Origin of the sequence: Aeromonas sp. S5(2024), from assembly GCF_041403025.1 — a bacterium.
Classification (GTDB): domain Bacteria; phylum Pseudomonadota; class Gammaproteobacteria; order Enterobacterales; family Aeromonadaceae; genus Aeromonas; species Aeromonas hydrophila.
Genome location: NZ_JBGLRI010000004.1, coordinates 348,461 through 367,014 on the forward strand (window position 1 = coordinate 348,461; position 18,554 = coordinate 367,014).

13 protein-coding genes and 6 tRNA genes are annotated in these 18,554 nt (G+C 61.7%); 14 read left to right on the top strand and 5 right to left on the bottom strand.

Going from position 1 to position 18,554, the window contains the following annotated elements:
- Window positions 1-30: 30 nt before the first annotated feature.
- The 9 genes from tolB (at window position 31) to ACB032_RS11180 (ending at window position 3,666) form a co-directional block, all read left to right on the top strand.
- Complete coding sequence (tolB, locus tag ACB032_RS11140; protein WP_011707363.1) at window positions 31-1,356, top strand: Tol-Pal system beta propeller repeat protein TolB; 1,326 nt, start codon at window positions 31-33, stop codon at window positions 1,354-1,356.
- 49 nt (window positions 1,357-1,405) lie between these two features.
- Window positions 1,406-1,930 carry a peptidoglycan-associated lipoprotein Pal gene (pal, locus tag ACB032_RS11145; protein WP_005304908.1) on the top strand — a complete coding sequence of 175 codons (525 nt, stop codon included), beginning with the start codon at window positions 1,406-1,408 and terminating at the stop codon, window positions 1,928-1,930.
- 158 nt (window positions 1,931-2,088) lie between these two features.
- Complete coding sequence (gene ybgF / locus ACB032_RS11150) at window positions 2,089-2,898, top strand: tol-pal system protein YbgF (protein ID WP_371137934.1); 810 nt, start codon at window positions 2,089-2,091, stop codon at window positions 2,896-2,898.
- Window positions 2,899-3,072: 174 nt separating this feature from the next.
- A tRNA-Lys gene (locus tag ACB032_RS11155) sits at window positions 3,073-3,148 on the top strand.
- 31 nt (window positions 3,149-3,179) lie between these two features.
- A tRNA-Val gene (locus ACB032_RS11160) sits at window positions 3,180-3,255 on the top strand.
- Between the two features lie 48 nt (window positions 3,256-3,303).
- A tRNA-Lys gene (locus ACB032_RS11165) sits at window positions 3,304-3,379 on the top strand.
- A gap of 21 nt (window positions 3,380-3,400) precedes the next feature.
- A tRNA-Val gene (locus ACB032_RS11170) sits at window positions 3,401-3,476 on the top strand.
- A 22-nt stretch (window positions 3,477-3,498) separates the two neighbouring features.
- Window positions 3,499-3,574, top strand: a tRNA-Lys gene (locus ACB032_RS11175).
- Between the two features lie 16 nt (window positions 3,575-3,590).
- Window positions 3,591-3,666, top strand: a tRNA-Val gene (locus ACB032_RS11180).
- 49 nt (window positions 3,667-3,715) lie between these two features.
- On the opposite strand, the gene ACB032_RS11185 is transcribed toward ACB032_RS11180, so the two are convergent.
- On the bottom strand, window positions 3,716-5,821 hold the full coding sequence (locus ACB032_RS11185) for a methyl-accepting chemotaxis protein (protein ID WP_371137935.1): 2,106 nt from the start codon (window positions 5,819-5,821) through the stop codon (window positions 3,716-3,718).
- A gap of 140 nt (window positions 5,822-5,961) precedes the next feature.
- On the opposite strand from ACB032_RS11185, the gene nadA reads away from it, so the two are divergent.
- On the top strand, window positions 5,962-7,035 hold the full coding sequence (gene nadA, locus ACB032_RS11190) for a quinolinate synthase NadA (protein WP_319898976.1): 1,074 nt from the start codon (window positions 5,962-5,964) through the stop codon (window positions 7,033-7,035).
- Between the two features lie 69 nt (window positions 7,036-7,104).
- Here the strand turns inward: nadA and ACB032_RS11195 are convergent, their stop codons facing one another.
- Both ACB032_RS11195 and gap read right to left on the bottom strand, forming a co-directional pair.
- On the bottom strand, window positions 7,105-7,971 hold the full coding sequence (locus ACB032_RS11195) for a D-hexose-6-phosphate mutarotase (RefSeq protein WP_219255583.1): 867 nt from the start codon (window positions 7,969-7,971) through the stop codon (window positions 7,105-7,107).
- Window positions 7,972-8,086: 115 nt separating this feature from the next.
- Window positions 8,087-9,082: a type I glyceraldehyde-3-phosphate dehydrogenase gene (gene gap, locus ACB032_RS11200; RefSeq protein ID WP_029302200.1), complete on the bottom strand. Its 996-nt coding sequence runs from the start codon at window positions 9,080-9,082 to the stop codon at window positions 8,087-8,089.
- 346 nt (window positions 9,083-9,428) lie between these two features.
- On the opposite strand from gap, the gene malQ reads away from it, so the two are divergent.
- The 4 genes from malQ (at window position 9,429) to msrB (ending at window position 16,468) form a co-directional block, all read left to right on the top strand.
- Window positions 9,429-11,618 (top strand): 4-alpha-glucanotransferase, encoded by a 2,190-nt coding sequence (gene malQ / locus ACB032_RS11205; RefSeq protein WP_371137936.1) that lies wholly within the window; start codon window positions 9,429-9,431, stop codon window positions 11,616-11,618.
- Window positions 11,619-11,700: 82 nt separating this feature from the next.
- Entirely contained in the window at window positions 11,701-13,878 is a 2,178-nt protein-coding gene (gene glgB, locus ACB032_RS11210; RefSeq protein WP_139750007.1) for a 1,4-alpha-glucan branching protein GlgB, read from the top strand.
- Entirely contained in the window at window positions 13,878-16,019 is a 2,142-nt protein-coding gene (gene glgX / locus ACB032_RS11215; RefSeq protein WP_371137937.1) for a glycogen debranching protein GlgX, read from the top strand. Before glgB ends, glgX begins: the two co-directional genes overlap by 1 nt.
- Before the next feature lie 56 nt (window positions 16,020-16,075).
- Window positions 16,076-16,468 (top strand): peptide-methionine (R)-S-oxide reductase MsrB, encoded by a 393-nt coding sequence (gene msrB / locus ACB032_RS11220; RefSeq protein WP_011707354.1) that lies wholly within the window; start codon window positions 16,076-16,078, stop codon window positions 16,466-16,468.
- A gap of 80 nt (window positions 16,469-16,548) precedes the next feature.
- On the opposite strand, the gene chrA is transcribed toward msrB, so the two are convergent.
- Window positions 16,549-17,700 carry a chromate efflux transporter gene (gene chrA / locus ACB032_RS11225; protein WP_371137938.1) on the bottom strand — a complete coding sequence of 384 codons (1,152 nt, stop codon included), beginning with the start codon at window positions 17,698-17,700 and terminating at the stop codon, window positions 16,549-16,551.
- Window positions 17,701-18,006: 306 nt separating this feature from the next.
- Complete coding sequence (locus tag ACB032_RS11230; protein ID WP_371137939.1) at window positions 18,007-18,450, bottom strand: NUDIX hydrolase; 444 nt, start codon at window positions 18,448-18,450, stop codon at window positions 18,007-18,009.
- Between the last annotated feature and the right edge of the window lie 104 nt (window positions 18,451-18,554).

Consider the following 18,554-nt stretch of genomic DNA (forward strand, 5'->3'; position numbering starts at 1 on the left):
CTCATTTTTTTGGAACCGAGTATTTAAGCCATGATAAGAAAAGTGTTTTTTGCTTTGGTTGGCTGTTTGTTGCTGGGCCAGAGTGCCCAGGCGGCCTTGGACATCGTCATCACTGGCGGTATCGACAGTGCCCGACCCATTGCGGTCGCCCCCTTCAAGTGGGAAGGCAATGGCCAGCTGCCGCAGGACATCGCGGAAGTGGTCTCCAACGACCTGATGCGCAGCGGCAAGTTCAAGCCGCTGGCTCGTGGCCAGATGCCGCAGACGCCGAGCACCAGCGGCGAAATCAACTTCGCACCCTGGGCTTCGCAAGGGGTCGAGGCTGTGGTGGTCGGTTCCATTGCCGCTGTCGGTGACGGTACCTACAAGATCAACTTCGAGCTGGTCGACGTGCTGAAGGGCCAGCTGGCCAAGGCGCAAGGTGGCGAGAGCAACGGCTACATCCTGGACAGCCGCATGGCGACCATCCCGGGCGCCCAGATGCGTCAGTTCGCTCACCGCATCTCCGACATCGTCTATGAGCGTCTGACCGGCGAGCGTGGGGCCTTCCTGACCCGTCTGGCTTATGTCTCCGTCCAGCAGGGCACCCAGTTCCCGTATCAGCTGCGCATCGCCGACTACGACGGTTACAACGAGAAGACCCTGCTGCGCTCTCGCGAGCCGCTGATGTCCCCGGCCTGGTCGCCGGATGGCAGCAAGCTGGCCTACGTGAGTTTCGAGAACCAGAAGTCCGAGATCTACGTGCAGGATATCTACACCCAGCAGCGCAGCCTGATCACCAGTTTCCGCGGGATCAACGGTGCGCCTGAGTGGTCTCCGGATGGTCGTCGTCTGGCTATCGTTCTCTCCAAGGATGGTTCACCGAACCTCTATGTGGTTGATGTCGCTAGCAAGCAGCTGACCCGCGTCACAACCAGCCGGGTGATCGACACCGAACCCTCTTGGATGCCGGACGGGCAAAATTTGTTGTTCACCTCTGAACGTGGTGGCAAACCCCAGATTTATAGCGTAAATTTGGCGACTGGTATGACTCGCCGGATGACTTGGGAAGGTGAATCCAACCAGGGCGCATCCATCACTCCTGATGGCAAAATCATGGTGATGGTGACTCGTGTTCAGGGGCAGTACCGTATTGCCCGCCAGGACATGGAAAACAATGCCCTGCTGGTCCTTACCCAGAGTGCGCTGGATGAGTCGCCAAGTGTGGCTCCCAATGGCAGCATGATCATTTATGCCACCATCTATCAGGGTCGTAAGAGTCTCGCATTGGTGTCGACTGATGGTCGCTTCAAGGCTGTGCTTCCGACCAGTAGCGGTGAAATTCGTGCACCAGCTTGGTCGCCCTTCTTGAATTGATAAAAATCCAATTGTTTTTTGTTTTGTTATAAAGGTTTAAGGAAATAGCATGCAACTCAATAAACTGCTCAAGGGTTTGGCCATCGCACTGCCACTGTTCACCCTGGCCGCTTGTAGCTCTTCTTCTGATTCTGACGCCGCTGGCGCTGAGTCAGGTATGACCGACGGCATGGGCGGTGTACAAACCGGCGGCGCCAACGGCATGTTGTCCCCGGAAGAGCAGATGCGTCAGAAGTTCGAAGCGCTGCAACGTGACAACGTGATCTACTTCCCGTTCGACGGTTACGATATCCAGGGTCAGTATGCTGATCTGCTGGATGCCCACGCCAGCTACCTGCGCGAGCGCCCGAGCGTGAAAGTCCTGATCGAAGGTCACGCCGACGAGCGCGGTACTCCGGAGTACAACATCGCCCTGGGCGAGCGTCGTGCCAAGGCCGTTGCCAAGTATCTGCAAACCCTGGGTGTGCAGGCCGAGCAGCTCTCCATTGTCAGCTATGGCGAAGAGAAGCCGCTGGACATGTCCCACACCGAGGATGCCTTTGCCAAAAACCGCCGTGCGGTTCTGGTTTACTAAGGTTTAAACCGAACAAAGTTCGTTTATATGCAAGCGGCCATTTCGATGGCCGTTTTATTTGCACTAAACGCCAAGGTTTGATCCGAATGAAATCTGCATAAGCGAGCGACGATGGCGCTGGCCGTTTTATTTGCCCTAAACGCTAAGGTTTGATCCGAATGAAATCTGTGTACAAGCAAGCTGTTGTTGCGCTGGCCGTATTGGTTGCTCTGAATGCGCAGGCGGCGGCTCCCGTCAGCGATCTGAGCGGTGACTCGGGTGGCGGTGTTGTCCTTAGCGGCAACAACGGCGCCATCGTGCCCACCGGCAGCCTGGAAGACAGGGTTGCCCTGCTGGAACGCACCCTCAATGCCCGTCTGCGGCTGCAAGCCGAATTGCAGCAGCAGGTCGACTCCCTGCAAGGGGAGGTCTCCGAGCTGCGCGGTCAGCTGGAACAGCAGACCTACCAGATGGAACAGTCGCAAGAGCGTCAGCGCCAGCTCTATCAGGAGCTCGACAAGGTGGCCAACAGCCAGCCTGCTGCTACGCCAGCAGCCCCGGCAGTCGCCGCTGCGAGCGCGACACCGGCAGCTGCGGCCAACTACTCGACCAACCTGAATGAGAACCAGGCCTACGATGCGGCCGTGAACATGGTGCTCAAGGAGAAGAACTACGACAAGGCCATCCCCGCCTTCGAAGGGTTCATCAAACAGTATCCAAGCTCGAGCTATGTCCCCAATGCCCACTACTGGCTGGGTCAGCTGTTGTTCAACAAGGGTGACCGGACCGGCGCTGCTGCCCAGTTCACCACGGTGGCAACCAAGTTCAGCAAGTCGCCCAAGCGAGCCGATGCGCTGTTGAAGCTGGGCATGCTGGCACAGCTTGACGGCAAGAAGGCGGAAGCGAAGAACTTCTATGAGCAGGTGATCAAGGGCTATCCCAACACCTCGCCGGCCCAACTGGCCAAGCAGAGTTTGAGCAAGCTGTAACATTGCTGCATGTCACTGTTTTCGTAACAGTCTTGTAAATACAGCCCCGCTTTGTATGCGCAATGAACAAACAGATTGAATTTAAGATTTTTCTATTGCGCCAGGATGATAAATCCGTAATATAGGCCGCCGTCAGAGCCGGTGCAGTATTGCAGTCGGTCCTGGTCGTGGTGAGGGTCGTTAGCTCAGTCGGTAGAGCAGTTGACTTTTAATCAATTGGTCGCTGGTTCGAATCCAGCACGACCCACCATTCTCTCCACCAGGTGGAGACAGTATTCCCAGGTCGCTTAGCTCAGCTGGGAGAGCACCTCCCTTACAAGGAGGGGGTCACTGGTTCGATCCCAGTAGCGACCACCAGTTTTAAACTGTTTGCCACGGCAAGCAGTGTGCCAGGCAAATCGGTGTGGGTCGTTAGCTCAGTCGGTAGAGCAGTTGACTCTTAATCAATTGGTCGTAGGTTCGATCCCTACACGACCCACCAATCTGGCCACAAGAATTCCCAGGTCGTTTAGCTCAGCTGGGAGAGCACCTCCCTTACAAGGAGGGGGTCACTGGTTCGATCCCAGTAACGACCACCAAGTTTGTAAAAATGATTTAGATGGGTCGTTAGCTCAGTCGGTAGAGCAGTTGACTTTTAATCAATTGGTCGCTGGTTCGAATCCAGCACGACCCACCATCATTTCAGAATCCCAGGTCGTTTAGCTCAGCTGGGAGAGCACCTCCCTTACAAGGAGGGGGTCACTGGTTCGATCCCAGTAACGACCACCAGATTGAAAAAGCCCGCAGCAATGCGGGCTTTTTTTATGGCCGTTCGGCATCAGGTTCTCAGCCGCTCGAGCTGGGTGGCCAGTGCTGTGGCGGCCTGCTCCAGCTGCTCGCTCAGGTGATGGCTGGCGTTGGCCTCCTGCCCCAGGGTGGTGGCGGCGTCGCCGATCCGCATCAGATTCTGGTTGATGGTGTCGCTGACGGCGCTCTGCTGCTCGGCCGCCGTGGCCACCTGGCTGATGTGATCGTGGATCTGCTGGATCTGGGTGACCACCTGATTGAGGGCCTCAAAGGCCTGCTCCGTCCCTTCCACCGTGCTGGCCGAGCGAGTGATGCCGGTACTCATCAACTGCTGGCTGCTGTTGACCTCGGTCTGCAGGCTGCCGATGAGCTGACCTATCTCGTCGGTGGATTCCCGGGTCTTGTTGGCCAGCGCCCGTACTTCGTCCGCTACCACGGCAAAGCCGCGCCCCATATCGCCGGCCCGCGCCGCCTCGATGGCCGCATTGAGCGCCAGCAGATTGGTCTGCTCGGCGATGGCCCTGATCACGTCGAGAATACGGCTGATGTTGGTGCTGCGCTGGGCCACCTGGGCGACGGCCTTGTCGGCGAGGTGCATGTCTTCAACTAGGGTGTGGATCTCGGTGCGGGCCCGGCTCAGGGTCTGCTGGGCCGTGCTGATGTGATGGGTGGCCGTCTCCGACTCCTGGGCTGCCTGCTCGGCATAGCCCGCCACGCTGACCGCCGTGGTGCTCATCTGATGCATGGCACTGACCACGCTCTCTAGCTCCAGGCTCTGCTCGTCCAGACTGCTGCGCATGGTGTCGGCCGTCTGCTTCATGCCCTGGGCCTGCTGGTGCACCTGCTGGCCGATCTGCTTGCTGCCCTGCACCATGCCGCGCAACTTGCCGAGGAAGGCGTTGAGGTGGCCGCCCAGCTCGATCAGCTCCTGGTGGGTGTCTATCCTCATCTGCTGGGTCAGATCCCCCTCGTTGCTGGAGAGGTGGGACACATGGCGACTGATGAGGGAGAGGGGGGCCGTGATGGTCTGGATGAACCAGATGAGCAGTACCAGCGCCAGCAGGGTGATGACGACGATGGCAATTAGCTGTTGCTGCTGGGTGGCCTGCAGCAAGTCGCCAAGCTGGTTGCTGATGGTGTTGGCCTGGCTGAGTGCCAGCGCCTTGGGCACCTTGAGCATCAGCCACCACTGGGTGTCGGCGGCGTCGATCCTGACCGGCTGTTGCAGGATGAAGTCGGTCTCGGTGTCCTGCTCCTGACCGGTGGGGGCGGTGAGGCCGGCTTCCGTCAGCGGCCGCCCCAGCTTGTCGGCGTGACGGTTGCTGCCGACGATGAGGCCCATCTTGCTGACCAGAGTGACCTCGGCCTGGTTGTCATACAGGCTCTTGCCGAGGTTCTCAGCCAGTTGCTGGAAGATGGGCAGGTTCATGTCGACGCCGGTGATGCCGGCGAACTTGCCGGCTTTCAGAACGGGCACCGTCAGGCTGGTCATCAGCATCTTGTTGCCTGGGCTTATCTCGTAGAGGTAGGGCTCCATCAGACAGGGGCGCAGGGTGTCGCGGCCGCACAGGTACCATTCGCTGTTGCGGATGCCGAACTCGTTGACCGAGGTGTCGTATTTGGCGGCACTGGTGGCGGCATCCACCGGCTGCTGGCTGATCTGGCCGCCCTGGTCGCGAGTGAAATAAATCTCCAGGCTGCCCTTGCCGACGACGGAGTGGGAGGCGCCGGCTTGCCAGCTGGCATCCTGGCCGTCGTACCCGTCGGGTTCAAACTGGGCATAGATGGAACTGATGCCGCCCGCTTGCTGCAGTCGGCTGTGAAGCAGCGTCTCGACCTGGGGGCGGCTCAGCAGCCTGTCCGGCTGCGCCATGCTGCCCTCCAGCTGGGCCGCCATGCCCAGCGGCACCTGATAGGACTGCTGCAGCAGGTCGGCGATCTGCACCGCATAGCGTTCGGCCTGGAACTGCAGGGTACGGGAGACTTCCTGTTCCAGCGCCTGCCGGGTCTGGCTGACGATGTTGCTGCGCAGGGTGTTCAGCGAGGAGGACTGCATCAGGGTCATGGCGAGGCCGCTGGCGAGAAACAGCCCCATGGTGAGCAGTAGCAGCTTGGTTTTGAGGGAACGTTGTTTCATTCGACAACTCCTTTGGCAAGAATGACAACGAATTACTTGAGTATATTCGGACACTTGCGCAGCACCGGATTTGTTGATGGGTTTGTGCGCGGCTTCTGGTTATAATTTTTGCCTTTCCAAGCGTTGATGGAACAGTCGCAATGAGCAATGCACTGAACAATGTCCCGCCGGTAGTCGAGATGGACTATCCGTTTCCGGCCAAGCCCCTTCCCCTGAGCGCCGAGCAGAAGACGACCCTGATCGCAGACATCAAGGCACTGCTCAAGGAGCGCAAGGCGGTGCTGGTCGCCCACTACTACACGGATCCCGAGATCCAGGCGCTGGCGGAGGAGACCGGTGGTTTTGTTGGCGACTCCCTCGAGATGGCCCGCTTTGGCCGTGATCACGCCGCACAGACCCTGATCGTCGCCGGGGTACGCTTCATGGGAGAGACCTCCAAGATCCTGAGCCCCCACAAGCGAGTCTTGATGCCGACGCTGGAGGCCGAGTGCTCGCTTGATCTGGGCTGCCCCATCGAGCAGTTCTCCGCCTTCTGCGACGCTCATCCCGACCATATCGTGGTGGTCTACGCCAACACCTCGGCTGCGGTCAAGGCGCGGGCGGACTGGGTGGTCACCTCCAGTATCGCGCTGGAGATCGTCGAACATCTGGACAGCCAGGGTCACAAGATCATCTGGGGCCCGGACCGTCACCTCGGTGCCTACATCGAAAAGAAGACTGGCGCCGAGATGTTGCGCTGGCAGGGCCACTGCATCGTCCACGACGAGTTCAAGGCCCACGCCCTGCGCGAGCTGAAGGCGCAGAATCCGGATGCCGCCGTGCTGGTCCACCCGGAGTCCCCTGCTTCGGTGATCGAGCTGGCCGATGCGGTGGGTTCCACCAGCCAGCTGATCAAGGCGGCCAAGGAGCTGCCCCAGCAGAAGCTGATCGTGGCGACCGATCGCGGCATCTTCTACAAGATGCAGCAGGCCTGCCCGGAGAAAGAGATGGTGGAGGCGCCGACCGGTGGCGATGGCGCCACCTGCCGCAGTTGTGCCCACTGTCCCTGGATGGCGATGAACGGCTTGGTGGCCATCAAGGAGGCCCTCACTGATGGCGCCGAGCGCCATGAGATCCTGGTGGACGAGGCACTGCGGGTGAAGGCCCTGATCCCGCTCGACCGCATGCTCAACTTCGCCGCCGAGCTCAGGCTCAAGACCCAGGGCAATGCCTGATCACCAAGACAAAGAGATGCAAAGAGGGCTCCCGCGGGAGCCCTCTTTATTTATCTGTTCAGCGTATCGTCAGATGATCACGGTGGAGAAGCTGTGCTCTTCATCCGGTGCGACGGTCACGCCTGCCTCGCTGGCGATGGCGGCTTCAACGCAGAGCATGGTGCGATAACCGTCATCGCTCATGTCAGCCATGGCGTGGGCACCTTCCAGCCAGGGAGTCCAGACCACCACGCTGTCGTGGTTGCCGCTGACTACCCGGGTCTCGCGTTCACCATCCTGGATGCTGACGTGGGCCGCAGGCTGCCAATAGACCCGATCCAGCGGGCCGTTCAGGGTCAGAGGACCCTGCTGCTGGCCATTCTGGCCGGTCAGTTTGTCGGCATAGGGCTCACCAAGGCCGCTGACGCTCACTGACTCCGGTGAACTTATCTGCAGGTAGGTGTGCAGGGCGCCGCTGTAGACGAGCGGCGCTTTGCCGGTGTTGCGGGTGGTCAGTACCAGGGCCAGCTCCTTGCCGACCAGCACGTCCAGCTCCAGCTCGAAGGCATGAGGCCAGAGCTGACGGGTTGCCTCGTTGTCACGCAGAGACAGATGGACGAGCGTGCCATCGCCGTGATCGGAGACACCGTCCAGCGTCCACAGGCTGGTGCGGGCAAAGCCGTGGGAGGGCTTGCCGCTGCCGACGCGGGCAGGGGCCGGGCCGAACCAGGGCCAGCAGAGGGGAATGCCGCCGCGGATGGGTTTGCTGCCATCCAGCACTGCCTTGTCGCTGAGCCAGATGGAGGCGGGTTCGTCGTGACGCTGGTAGCTCAGCACGTGGGCGCCAAACAGGCTGATTTGTGCCTTGGCGTAGCCGTTGTCGACGGTCAGCAGGGGTTGGCCAGCCGGGTGGTGGCTGAGGGTACAGTGGGCAGTCAGAGAGCGTGTCGGTTGCATGAGGACTCCTGTGCTCGCGCACATTCAGAAGAGAGGGTTGGAAAAATCCCGGTCCAGAATACAAAAAGGCGGCCCATGGCCGCCTTTTTCAAGCTACTTGATTGCGTATCCCAAATTACTTGGAGATGTGAGCGATCAGGTCCAGAACTTTGCTGGAGTAGCCCATTTCGTTGTCGTACCAGGATACAACTTTAACGAATTTGTCGTTCAGCTGGATACCAGCCTTGGCGTCGAATACGGAGGTCTGACGCTCACCCAGGAAGTCGGTAGAAACCACTTCGTCTTCGGTGTAGCCCAGAACGCCCTTCATGGCGCCTTCGGAAGCCGCTTTCATCGCTTCGCAGATTTCTGCGTAGGTGGCAGCTTTCTTCAGGTTGACGGTCAGGTCAACAACAGACACGTCCGGAGTCGGAACGCGGAAAGCCATACCGGTCAGCAGGCCTTTCAGTTCCGGGATAACCACGCCAACAGCCTTGGCAGCACCGGTAGAGGACGGGATGATGTTCTGAGCCGCACCGCGGCCACCGCGCCAGTCTTTGGCAGACGGACCATCAACGGTCTTCTGGGTAGCAGTGGTAGCGTGAACGGTGGTCATCAGGCCGGACTCGATACCGAAGGTATCGTTCAGAACCTTGGCGATCGGAGCCAGGCAGTTGGTGGTGCAGGAAGCGTTAGAAACGATGTCCTGGCCAGCATAGGTAGCGTCGTTAACGCCCATTACGAACATCGGGGTAGCGTCTTTGGACGGACCGGTCAGAACGACTTTCTTGGCGCCGGCAGCGATGTGCTTGCGAGCGGTTTCGTCGGTCAGGAACAGACCGGTAGCTTCGGCAACAACGTCAACACCGATTTCGCCCCATTTCAGGTTGGCCGGGTCACGCTCAGCGGTAACACGTACGGTTTTGCCGTTGACAACCAGGTTGCCGTCTTTGACTTCAACGGTGCCCTTGAAGCGGCCGTGAGTTGAGTCGTACTTCAGCATGTAGGCCATGTAGTCAACGTCGATCAGATCGTTGATACCAACCACTTCGATGTCAGCACGCTCAGCGGCCAGACGGAAGACGAAACGGCCGATGCGGCCAAAACCGTTAATACCTACTTTGATAGTCATAATTGGTTACCTAACTGTTCAGTAGTCAAAGAAAATTCCGTTTGTAAATTTACTAGAACTCCCCCGTGAGTCAACCAACAATCTGTCTGAAATTGCGCTATATCATGAAAAACTGTGAAATTTATTTTCTGTTTATGTAACTGACTACCAGCTTTTGTCGAAATAACTATCTATCTCCTGGCGGTGCGGTTATCAACAATAGTGCCTGCTCGGTCACACAACCAGCCAGGCAGATGTGTAAAAATGTGCGCGGTTTAGCATGGCCCATAGAGCCACTGTTCAAGTACCACCCATAAAAATTAATCAAAATAGTATAGATAGAATCCACAGCGGGAATTCTCAAACTATGACCACCCTGATTGAACAGCTGGCTGCCGCCAAAGGTATCGCCAGCGAGTATGTTGATGCCTGGGGCCACCCGGCTCAGGTATCCGAAGAGAGCAAGGCCGCCATGCTGGGCGCCATGGGTTACCGCGTCGATGACGAGGCCGCCCTGACCGAACAGCTTGAGCAGGAGCACCGCCAGCACTGGCTGCGTGCGCTGGATCCCGTGATGGTGGTCCGCAGCGGCGAGCCCATTACCCTCGAAGTCCGTCTGCCCATCGAATTCGTCAACGACGCCCTCAGCTGGCAGCTCAAGCTGGAGCAGGGCGGTGTGTTGTCCGGTCAGCTCACCCCCATCGACGGCGAGCTGGTCGGCGTGGCTGAATTCGAAGAGATGGAGTGCCAGGCCTATCGCGTGGCCCTGGCTGTGCAACCCGAGCTGGGTTATCACGATCTGATCCTGCTGGAGGAGGGCAATGACGAGCCGCTCGCCAGCATGCGCCTCATCGTCGCGCCCAAGGCGTGTTACAAGCAGCCTCCCATCGCCAATGGCCGCAAGGTGTGGGGCCCGAGCGTGCAGCTCTACTGCCTGCGCAGCCGCCACAACTGGGGCATCGGCGATTTCAGCGATCTGGGCCAGCTGGTCGAGAAGATGGCCGCCTGGGGCGCCCACTTCGTCGGTCTCAACCCGATTCATGCCCTCTATCCGGCCAACCCGGAGAGCGCCAGTCCCTACAGCCCCTCATCCCGACGCTGGCTCAACGTGGCCTACATCGATGTGGAAGCGGTGCCCGAATTCCTGGCCAATGCCCGGCTCAAGGCCGAGGTGGCGAATCCCGCCTTCCAGCAGCACTTGAGCGAGCTGCGTGCCAAGGGCAACGTGGATTACACCGGCGTGATCGAGACCAAACTCGGCATGCTGCGTCAGGTGTTCGACCAGGCCAGCCTGAGCGCCGAGCGTCAGGCCGCCTTCGATGCCTTCGTTGCCGCCGGCGGCGACAGCCTGCAGCAACAGGCCGCCTTCGATGCCCTGCAGGCCCACTTCTACGCCAAAGGCGAGAATGCCTGGGGTTGGCCGGTGTGGCCGGAGCCGTTCCGTGATTACCACAATCCCGAAGTGGCGGCCTGGATGGCCGAGCACAGTCAGGATGTGAATTTCTACCTCTATCTGCAGTTCCTGGCCGACGAGCAGCTGGCCCGGGCCGACGCCCGTGCCAAGGCGGCCGGCATGGTGATGGGGATCTACCGCGATCTGGCGGTGGGCGTCTCCGAAGGCTCTACCGAGATCTGGGCCAACCGGGATCTCTACTGCCCGAAAGCCTCGGTCGGTGCGCCGCCCGATATTCTGGGTCCGCTTGGCCAGAACTGGGGCCTGCCCCCCATGAACCCGAACCAGCTGTTCGAGGCGGCCTACCAGCCGATGGTGGATCTGTTCCGTGCCAGCATGCGCTCCTGCGGCGCGCTGCGCATCGACCACGTGATGGCCTTGCTGCGCCTGTGGTGGGTGCCGCCCGGAGAGTCTGCCGCCAAGGGTGCCTACATCTATTACCCGGTCAACGACCTGCTCGGCATCCTGGCCCTCGAGTCCCACCGCAATCAGTGTCTGCTGATCGGCGAGGATCTCGGTACCGTGCCGGAGGGGATCGACGTGACCCTGAAAGAGAACGGCGTCCACTCCTACAAGGTGTTCTTCTTCGAGCGCTCCAAGGCCGATGGCGGCTTCATCTCTCCGGCTCACTACGCCGAGCAGGCGATGTCGGCGCTGACCACCCACGACATGCCGACCCTCAAGGGCTTCTGGCATTGCGACGATCTGGCGCTGGGGCGCGAGCTGGGCTTGTATCCGGATGAAGACGTACTCAAGACCCTGTATGCTGATCGCCACCAGGCCAAGCAGCGGATCCTCGACAGCCTGCACGGCCACGGAGTGATCTCCGGCAACATCAGCCACGACGTGAACTGGGTCGGAATGAACACCGAGCTCAACCACGGTCTGCAACTGCACATGTCTCGCGGCAGCTGCGCCCTGTTCAGCACCCAGCTGGAGGATTGGCTGGAGATGGATAAGCCGGTCAACGTGCCGGGCACCAGTTACGAGTACCCGAACTGGCGCCGCAAGCTGTCTACCGATCTGGAGGATATTTTTGCCAATGAGGCGCTCAAGGCGCTGGCAGGCAAGATGAGCCAGGCCCGTGACGAGGCCAGTCGTTGAGCCACTGCCGACAAAACGTGACTCACTTACATCCGCTTCGGCCCAGGCCGGAGCGGATGCTCAGCTATGAAAGGAAATCTCGATGCTCGTTGAACGTTTGGTTGCAGCCCGCTGTTCCGATCCCTTCTCCCACTTAGGCCTGCAGGCCAATCCGGATGGGCCCGGCCTCAAGCTGACCGTCTGGTTACCCGATGCCCAGGCCGTACGGGTCAGGGATCTCAAGTCGGGCAAGATTGTTGCCACCCTGGCGCCTACCGATGATTCGGGCCTCTTTGAAACTGTTTTCACCCGCCGTAAAAATCCCTTCCCCTACCAGTTGCTTGCCGACTACCCAGATGCCACCGTCGAGGTCATCGACCCCTATCAGTTCCAGGATGCGGGTTGGGCCGGGTTGGCGGAACTCACCTACCAGCCGGAAAACCTCTACCACACGCTCGGTGCCCAGCTGCGCACCGTGGTGCACCTGGACCAGCAAGTGGAGGGGGTGCGTTTTGCGGTCTATGCGCCGAGCGCCACCGCGGTGAGCCTCATCGGCGATTTCAACTTCTGGGATGGCCGCCGTCATCCGATGCAGCGCAGCCAGTGCGGTCACTGGGTGCTGTTCGTACCGGGCCTCAAGGCCGGGGATCGCTACAAGTTCGAACTGAAAGACCCGGCCGGCAACCGGCTGCCGCACAAGAGCGACCCGGTGGGTTTCTACTGCGAGCAGTACCCCTCGTTCGCCTCCGTGGTCTATGACCACGACCAGTACCAGTGGCAGGATGCCGCCTGGCGCGAGAGCCAGCTGAACGACAAGCGCGAGCAGCCGCTCTCCATCTACGAGCTGCACGTCGGCTCCTGGAAGCGTCACCCCAACGGCGACAGCCTGAGCTGGCGCGAACTGGCGGTGGAGCTGGTCGATTACGTCAAGGGGATGGAGTACACCCACATCGAGCTGCTGCCGGTCTCAGAGCACCCGTTCAGCGGCTCCTGGGGCTACCAGCCGGTGGGCATGTTCTCGCCCACCAGCCGCTACGGCACGGCTGATGATTTCAAATACTTCGTGGATCAGTGCCACCAGGCCGGCATTGGCGTCATCCTCGACTGGGTGCCTGCCCATTTCCCGTCCGATGCCCACGGGCTGGCCCGCTTCGACGGCACCCCGCTCTACGAGTACGAGGACCCGCGCCGCGGCTGGCACCCGGACTGGAACTCCTACATCTACGACTTCGGCCGCAATACGGTGCGCCAGTTCCTGGTGGCCAGCGCCCTGTTCTGGCTCGACAAGTTCCACGTTGACGGCCTGCGGGTGGATGCGGTCGCCTCCATGCTCTATCTGGACTATTCGCGCAACGCCGGCGAGTGGGTGCCCAACGTCGATGGCGGCAACCACAACTACGAGGCGATCAGCCTGCTGAAGTGGACCAACGAGGAGGTGTACGGCAAGTACCCCCACGCCATGACCATCGCCGAGGAGTCCACCGCCTTCGCCGGGGTCTCCCGTCCCACCTTCCTGGGTGGCCTGGGCTTTGGCTTCAAGTGGAATATGGGCTGGATGCACGACACCCTCACCTACATGCAGAAAGAGCCCATTCACCGTCGCTACCACCACAACGACATGACCTTCTCCATGGTGTACCACTATGACGAGAACTTCATTCTGTCGCTCTCCCACGACGAGGTGGTGCACGGCAAGCACTCCATGCTCTACAAGATGCCGGGGGACGAGTGGCAGCAGGCGGCCAACCTGCGCGCCTACATGGGCTTCATGTATGCCCATCCCGGCAAGAAGCTCAACTTCATGGGCACCGAGATCGCCCAGAGCAATGAGTGGAATCACGATGCCCAGTTGCCCTGGCACCTGCTGCAGTATCCCAAGCACGGCGGCCAGCAGCGGCTGATCCACGATCTCAACCACCTCTACCGTCATGAGCCTGCCTTGTATCAGGCGGATTATGAGCAAAACGGCTTCCGCTGGCTGGATCACAACGACGCTGACAACAGCATCTTTGCCTGGCTGCGGGCCGACAAGCAGGGGGCCAACCCGCTGGTGGTGGCCTGCAACTTCACGCCGGTGCCGCGGCTTGCCTATCGGCTTGGGATACCGGCGGCCGGTCACTACCGGGTGGTGCTCAACACCGACAGCGAGCATTACTGGGGCAGCAACTATGATGTGGGTTTGGTCTTCGTCGCCGAGCCGACCCCCTGGCAGGGGATGGCGCACAGCATAGTGCTGGATCTGCCGCCGCTCGCGACCTTGTTCATCAAACAGGAGTCTTGATGTTCGCAATGGAAAAGGGGCAGGACCATCCGCTGGGGGCCCTGCTCGACGAGACGGGTTGTCACTTCTGCGTCTGGGCACCGCAATCGGACAAGGTGGAGCTCTGCCTGTTCGACGAGCAGGAGCGGGAGCTGGCCCGCCTCGAGCTGCCCGGCCGGCGCGGTCAGTACCGCTTCGGCCATGTGCGCGGCGTCAAGGCCGGTCAGCGCTACGGCTACCGGGTGCACGGCACGTCGCAGGAGGGGATGCTGTTCGACCCGGACAAGCTGCTGATTGACCCCTACGCCAAGGCGCTCAGCCGCCCGACCCACTGGGATGATGCCCTCTATCAGGGTGACAGCGCGGCCATGGTGGCCAAGTCCGTGGTGGTGGATGACGCCTTCGACTGGCAGGGGGTGGGCAAGCCCGCCATCGAGCCGGCCCGCACCGTCATCTATGAAACCCACGTCAAGGGCTTCACCCGCCAGCATCAGGGGGTGCCGAGCGAGCTGCGCGGCACCTATCTGGGCATCTGCCACCCGCTCATCATCGAACATCTCAAGTCCCTCGGCATCACCTCGGTGCAGTTGATGCCGGTGGCGGCCTTCATGTCCGAGCCCAGGCTCGAGCAGCTGGGGCTGACCAACTACTGGGGCTACAACCCCATCGCCTTCTTCGCCCCCGAGCCGCGCTATGCGGCGCAGGAGGCGGTGGCCGAGTTCAAGACCATGGTGCGCGAGCTGCACAGGGCCGGGCTCGAGGTGATCCTGGATGTGGTCTACAACCACACCGCGGAGTCGGGCTTCGACGGCCCCATGCTCTCCTTCAAGGGCTTTGACAACGCCGGTTACTACGCCTTCGAGGCGGGCGCCCACGGCCCCGATTACACTCGCCACGCCAACGTCACCGGCTGCGGCAACAGCGTCAATCTGGATCACCCCAACAGCCTGCGGCTGGTGCTCGACGCCCTGCGCTACTGGGTCACCGAGATGCAGGTGGATGGCTTTCGCTTCGATCTGGCGGTCACCCTGGCGCGCGAGGCGGGCGAGTTCGATCCCATGGGGGCCTTCTTCAAGGCCATGATGGCGGACCCCGTGCTGGCGCGGGTCAAGCTCATCGCCGAGCCCTGGGATATCGGCCCGTTCGGCTACCGGCTCGGCCAGTTCCCGAGCCAGTGGCTGGAGATCAACGACCGCTACCGCGACACGGTGCGCGCCTTCTGGCGCGGTGATGCGGGCAAGATGGGGGACTTTGCCACCCGGCTGGTCGGCTCACGGGATCTGTTCCCGAAGAACTGGCGCTCCCCCCATACCAGCGTCAACTACCTCTGCTATCACGACGGTTTCACCCTGGAGGATCTGGTCTCCTACAACCAGCGCCACAACCAGGCCAACGGCGAAGACAACCGCGACGGTCACGGCAACAACCTCTCCAACAACCATGGGGTGGAAGGGCCGACCCTGGATCCGCGGGTCAACAACCTGCGCCAGCAGCAGAAGCGCAACCTGATCGCCACCCTGCTGCTGTCGCAAGGCACCCCGCACTTCCTCGCCGGCGACGAGATGGGCCGCAGCCAGCTCGGCAACAACAATGCCTACTGCCAGGACAACCAGATCAGCTGGGTCAACTGGCAGTGGCGGCCGGAGGACGAGCGGCTGCTCGCCTTCACCCAGCAGATGCTGGCGCTGCGGGCGGAGTCCACCGTCTTCTCCAACCTGCAACTGAGCGACGACAGCTGGAACGGTGCTCCCAGCAGCTGCCACCAGGTCAACTGGTATCACCCGGACGGCCATCAGCTCACCGATCAGGACTGGCACGCCCCCATGGGGCAGGCGTTCGCCATGGACATCGGCATGATCGGCTGCGGCGGTGAGCGCTGGTACGTGCTGTTCAACGCCAGCGACTACGACATCCAGTTCCGTCTGCCGCCGCCGGGTGAGGGGCTGGAGTGGATCCAGACCATCGACACCGCCACCAACGACGGGCTGCCGTTCCTGCCCGACGACATCAAGCGGCAGGTGGCGGTGGGCCGGGCTCACTCCCTCAAGCTGCTGGAGCGGGTCGCCCTGAGTGCGGTGGCGCTGGCCGAGGAGGGAGTGGTCGCCACCCCGGATGTTGCCGTCGTGTTGCCAAGCGGATCACAGTTCCCGCTGGCGGGGTAGAGCGCGGCGCCCTGACTGGGTATGCTGGGCACCGATATTCACGGCAAGGAGTCAGTATGAGCGGCAACACCCCTAACCCCGAGCAGTGGCGCCGGCAGTTGAGCGCCGAGCAGTATCACGTCTGCTGGGAGAAGGGCACGGAGCGTCCCTACAGCGGCGCCCTGCTCCACAACCGCAAGAGCGGCGACTACCTGTGCGTCTGCTGCAAGCAGGTGCTGTTCCACTCGGATGCCAAGTTTGACTCGGGCTGCGGCTGGCCCTCGTTCGATCGGGCCATCGAGGGGACCGTGACCTACACCGAGGATGGCAGCCACGGCATGAAGCGGGTGGAGATCACCTGCAGCCAGTGCGGCTCCCACCTCGGCCACGTCTTCCCGGACGGGCCGACCGAAACCGGTCAGCGCTACTGCGTCAACAGCCTGAGTCTGGATTTCGATCCCGAGTCCTGAGTCTGGCGCCCGGCATGCATGCAAAAACGGCCCCCTGCCTTGGCAGGGGGCCGTTTCTTTGTGACCGCTGCCTGGGCCTATCAGGCCAGCAGCAGGGTGGCGACCACCAGCAGGGTGGCCAGCGCCAGAATGGGCAGCTTGAGTACCCGCAGCAGGTAGAAGCCGACGGCGGCCAGCGCCAGATCGGTGGGGGCCAGCACGGCGCTCTGCCAGACCGGCTGATAGAGCGCCGCCAGCAGCAGACCCACCACGGCGGCGTTGATGCCTGCCACGGCACCGGCGAGGCGAGGGCGGGCCAGCCAGCTCTGCCAGCAGGGGCCCATGGCCCACAGCAGCAAAAAGCCGGGCAGGAACAGCGCCAGGGTGGCCAGCAGGGCGCCGCCTACCGGGCTCGCCGGCAGCAACTGGGCACCGAGATAGGTCGCCAGGGTAAACATGGGGCCGGGCACCAGCTGGGCCAGGCTGTAGCCGGTCAGGAACTGCTGCTGATTGAGGCTGTGGCCCAAGCTCTCCGCCAGCAGGGGCAGCACCACGTGGCCGCCGCCGAACACCAGGCTGCCGGCCCGATAGAAGTCGGCGACCAGCTGGCCGACGGGGCCCCCCAGCAGTGGCAGACCGACAAACAGCAGGGCAAACAGCAGCAGGGTGGGCCAGTGGGGGTGGCGGACAGGGATGGACTGAGCGGGTGAGGGCTGTGGGTCCTGTGTTTGCGGCGCGCCGACGCGGGCACAGAGCAGGGCCGCGCCCGCCAGCATGACGAGCTGGGTGAGCAGGCCGGGCTGCCACCAGAGGGCGGCCGCGGTGGCGACCATGATCCCCTGATTGCGCGTCGTCTTGCAGAACTGGCGGCTCATGGTGAGCACCGCATCGGCGACCACCACCAGCGCCAACAGCTTGAGGCCGTGCAGGGCGGCATCGAGCCAGATGTTGTTGCCGAGCTGGCCCAGACCGATGGCGGCGGCCAGCAACAGCAGGAAGGAGGGGAGGGTGAAGCCGGCGAAGGCGGCCAGCGCCCCAGCGAGTCCGGCCCGCTGGCGGCCGATAGCGAAGCCGAGCTGGCTGGAGGCGGGGCCCGGCAGCAGCTGGCAGAGGGCCAGCAACTGGGCGAATTCGGCCTGGGTCAGCCAGCCCAGCCGCTCGACGAAGGTGCGCTGGAAGTAGCCGATATGGGCGGCGGGTCCGCCAAAACTGATGCAGCCCAGCCACAGAAATTGCATGAATACCTGTCCCACCTCATCGCTCCCTCGTTGTCATCATCGCCCCCGATGATATGACAACGCGGTGACTTTTTTATGACAAATCAGGGGGCTGCTGGCAGGTAGCCGCACCTTGTCAGCCGCAGGCAATGATCACTCCATCGGCTGACCTGGCTGTGGCAGATAGCAACGATTCGCCAGCCAGCAGGCGATGGCTTATGGGGCCGGCTGGCTTGAGGTCGGCAGGTAGCAACGATTCGCCAGCCAGCAGGCGATGGCTTATGGGGCCGGCTGGCTCGAGGTTGGCAGGTAGCAACGATTCGCCAGCCAGCAGGCGATGGTTTATGGGGCCGGCTGGCTTGAGGTTGGCAGGTAGCAACGATTCGCCAACCAGCAGGCGATGGACTGGCGGCTGGCATCGAAGTGGGGCTCCGGCAGATTGCGCGGGTCGCACCAGATCCAGCCTTCGCACTTCTCCGGCTCCAGCAACTGGGGCTCTCCCTCTACCTCGGCCAGCAGGGTGACCGAGACATAGTGCAGGCCGCTCTCACGCCAGGTCTCCAGGTTGTTGGTGACGGCGATGACGCTGGGGTTGCTGATCTGAAAACCCGTCTCCTCGGCCACCTCCCGGATCGCTGCCGATTCGAACGTCTCTCCCAGCTCCAGATGGCCGCCGGCGATGGACCAGTAGGGGGCGTGGCTGCCCTTGCGTTTGCCAAGCAGCACCTGACCCTGGCGGTTGATGAGGATCACGCCGACACCGACGCGGGGATAGGGGGTAGACATAAGAAGGGCTCCTTGCAGGGATGACGCGAGACAAGCAGGGAATCCATGATCGGCTCCTTGCACAAGCGGCGAATTGCACCATGAAAAACGGGCCCACCTTAGGG

What these genes read in the sequence shown, in the direction of transcription:
- tolB (WP_011707363.1), top strand. Translation starts at nt 31, where the DNA reads ATGATAAGAAAAGTGTTTTTTGCTTTGGTTGGCTGTTTGTTGCTGGGC.
- pal (WP_005304908.1), top strand. Translation starts at nt 1,406, where the DNA reads ATGCAACTCAATAAACTGCTCAAGGGTTTGGCCATCGCACTGCCACTG.
- ybgF (WP_371137934.1), top strand. Translation starts at nt 2,089, where the DNA reads ATGAAATCTGTGTACAAGCAAGCTGTTGTTGCGCTGGCCGTATTGGTT.
- ACB032_RS11185 (WP_371137935.1), bottom strand. Translation starts at nt 5,821, where the DNA reads ATGAAACAACGTTCCCTCAAAACCAAGCTGCTACTGCTCACCATGGGG.
- nadA (WP_319898976.1), top strand. Translation starts at nt 5,962, where the DNA reads ATGAGCAATGCACTGAACAATGTCCCGCCGGTAGTCGAGATGGACTAT.
- ACB032_RS11195 (WP_219255583.1), bottom strand. Translation starts at nt 7,971, where the DNA reads ATGCAACCGACACGCTCTCTGACTGCCCACTGTACCCTCAGCCACCAC.
- gap (WP_029302200.1), bottom strand. Translation starts at nt 9,082, where the DNA reads ATGACTATCAAAGTAGGTATTAACGGTTTTGGCCGCATCGGCCGTTTC.
- malQ (WP_371137936.1), top strand. Translation starts at nt 9,429, where the DNA reads ATGACCACCCTGATTGAACAGCTGGCTGCCGCCAAAGGTATCGCCAGC.
- glgB (WP_139750007.1), top strand. Translation starts at nt 11,701, where the DNA reads ATGCTCGTTGAACGTTTGGTTGCAGCCCGCTGTTCCGATCCCTTCTCC.
- glgX (WP_371137937.1), top strand. Translation starts at nt 13,878, where the DNA reads ATGTTCGCAATGGAAAAGGGGCAGGACCATCCGCTGGGGGCCCTGCTC.
- msrB (WP_011707354.1), top strand. Translation starts at nt 16,076, where the DNA reads ATGAGCGGCAACACCCCTAACCCCGAGCAGTGGCGCCGGCAGTTGAGC.
- ACB032_RS11230 (WP_371137939.1), bottom strand. Translation starts at nt 18,450, where the DNA reads ATGTCTACCCCCTATCCCCGCGTCGGTGTCGGCGTGATCCTCATCAAC.